Consider the following 2,256-nt stretch of genomic DNA (forward strand, 5'->3'; position numbering starts at 1 on the left):
CGGCCCGGCGGGCGGGCGAGCGGCTGGGCCAGGGCCGCCGCGGCGAGCCGGTCGAGGCGGTGCTGCGCGAGCGCGGCTACGAGCCCTACGCCGAGGACGACAGGCTGCGCCTGCGCAACTGCCCGTTCCACGCGCTGGCGAGGGACCGGCCGCTGCTGGTCTGCTCCATGAACCTGGCCCTGTGCCAGGGGCTGCTGGAAGGGCTGGGCGACTCGCCCGGCCGGGCGGCGCTCGATCCGCGCCCAGGGGAGTGCTGCGTCTCCCTCTCCGGAAGCGCTTCTAAAACAAATGGAGATTGACATAGAGGGGATCGGAGTGGTCTGCTGAACGGCATGCATCTCGCCCAGCTCAACGTCGCCCACCTGCGCGCCCCCATCGACGCCCCCGAGCTCGCCACGTTCGTCGAGCTCCTGGAGCCCATCAACGCCCTCGCCGACGCCGCTCCCGGGTTCGTGTGGCGGCTCAAGGAGAGCGACGAGGACCCGACGGCGACCGTCGTGCACGACTACGGCGACCACCTGCTGGTCAACTTCTCGGTGTGGGAGTCGATCGAGGAGCTGTGGAACTTCGTCTACCGCAGCGCCCACCTGGGCGTGCTGCGCCGCCGCAGGGAGTGGTTCCTGCGCGTGGCGGAGCCGTACACGGTGATGTGGTGGATCCCCGAGGGGACCATCCCGGCCCTCGCCGAGGCCATGGAGCGCCTGGAGCACCTCAAGGCCGAGGGCCCCGGCCCCGCGGCCTTCACCTTCCAGGAACCCTACGACAGCAACGAGGCCGTGTACCTGCCAGCCGCCGCCGAGGCCAGGAAGTAGGCCAGGTCCTCCTCCAGCCCCCTGCCCATGGTCGACAGCTTCACGGGGGAGGCCCGCAGCGCCTCGTGCAGCCCGTCGACCGGCACGGCCACCAGCTCGTGCCGGACGGCCAGCAGCTCGGCCTGGTCCCTGACCCGCTCCCCGAACTCGCCCGGCAGCAGCGGCACCGGCACGCGGGCACGGGACAGCGCGACCCGTCCGTACGCGGTGAGGGAGTGGTGCGACACGCCGAGGTGCCGCTCGCGCCGGTCGCCCTCGCTGACCCGCAGCGCGGCCACCGGCCGGCCGAGCAGCACGGCGGCGGCGTTGACCGCCTCACCCGCCGAGACGCCCGAGAACCCCCACCGGGTGCCCGTGCCCAGGTTGCCCGGCCCCTGGGTGACGACGGCCACGTCGGCCTCCAGCACGTGCCTGGCCGCCAGCAGCCCGGTGTGGGTGGTGACCGCCTCCACGTCGCCGCCGAACGACTGCCCGACCGTCACCACCCCGGCCAGCCAGCCGATCTCGCGCAGTCTCGCGCACGCCATCGAGAACCAGGCGGGCAGCGCGCCGCCGTCCTGCATCACGTACGCCACCCTGGCCCGCGGCGCGGCCTCGTACAGGCCGCACAGGATCGGCGGCAGCGCCGAGTGCAGGTCGGCCACCACCACCGGCATCCCGTCGAGCGAGTCGGCCTCGCGCAGGACCTCGTGGTGGGGCGAGTCCTGCTCGTCCGCGCCCAGCACCGTGGCCTGCAGGGGCGTGTAGCGGGCCTTCACCAGGTGCCCCGGGCCGTCCGGATCTTCCGGCAAACGGTTCGGGACGGCCACCACCATGGCGTAACCTCCCGTACCGAGACCCATAGCGAGTGCGGTCGTGTTGAGCAGCACCTCGTCGCCGGGTTCGGGGCGGCCCACCAGTGCCGGGTAGGCCAGCGCCCGGCACGGCCCCTCGGGAACGGTGACGTCCAGCTCCACCGCTCCCGGCCACTCGCGCCGGATCCGTACGACCTCGCCCTTGCGCCATCTGATCACGGTGGCAGGGTAGCGTCGATGAAGGAGGAGTGAGGCAGATGTCGCGCCGTAAGACCGAGCGGTTGCTCAACCTCGTGATCTGCCTGCTCGCCACCAGGAGGCCCCTGTCGGCCGAGCAGATCCGCCACGCGGTGCCCGGCTACGACCGCGACGGCGACGAGGCGTTCCAGCGGATGTTCGAGCGGGACAAGAACGAGCTGCGCGAGATCGGCATCCCCATCGACGTGGTCCGCGACCCGTGGGAGGAGGAGCCGGGCTACCGCATCCAGCGCCAGTCGTACGAGCTGCCCGAGATCACCCTCGAACCCGACGAGGCGGCCGTGCTGGGCCTGGCCGCGCAGGTGTGGCAGCGCGCCAGCCTGGCCGAGGCCGCCTCGGGCGCGCTGCTGAAGCTGCGGGCCGGCGGCGTCGCGACCGACGAGACCGTCGGC

The 2,256-nt window shown here is 72.8% G+C and carries 4 protein-coding genes; 3 read left to right on the forward strand and 1 reads right to left on the reverse strand.

The window, feature by feature from the left end:
• Together DQW85_RS24145 and DQW85_RS24150 are read left to right on the forward strand one after the other, a co-directional pair.
• The coding region (locus tag DQW85_RS24145) for a helix-turn-helix domain-containing protein (protein ID WP_476703612.1) at nt 1-299 on the forward strand (299 nt) is incomplete at its 5' end.
• A gap of 33 nt (nt 300-332) precedes the next feature.
• Nucleotides 333-812, forward strand: coding sequence for a DUF3291 domain-containing protein (locus DQW85_RS24150; RefSeq protein ID WP_113702327.1), 480 nt, complete (start codon nt 333-335; stop codon nt 810-812).
• Here the strand turns inward: DQW85_RS24150 and DQW85_RS24155 are convergent.
• Entirely contained in the window at nt 758-1,825 is a 1,068-nt protein-coding gene (locus DQW85_RS24155) for a DUF3866 family protein (RefSeq protein WP_205315365.1), read from the reverse strand. The genes DQW85_RS24150 and DQW85_RS24155 overlap by 55 nt on opposite strands.
• Nucleotides 1,826-1,863: 38 nt before the next feature.
• Here DQW85_RS24155 and DQW85_RS24160 point away from each other — a divergent pair.
• Nucleotides 1,864-2,256: helix-turn-helix transcriptional regulator (locus DQW85_RS24160; RefSeq protein WP_420819182.1), on the forward strand; the 393-nt coding region annotated here is incomplete at its 3' end.

Origin of the sequence: Nonomuraea lactucae, from assembly GCF_003313395.1 — a bacterium.
Taxonomy (GTDB): Bacteria; Actinomycetota; Actinomycetes; order Streptosporangiales; family Streptosporangiaceae; genus Nonomuraea; species Nonomuraea lactucae.

Bases quoted from the DNA above. Each gene is read 5' to 3' on its own strand.
- DQW85_RS24150 (WP_113702327.1), top strand. From the start codon at position 333: ATGCATCTCGCCCAGCTCAACGTCGCCCACCTGCGCGCCCCCATCGAC.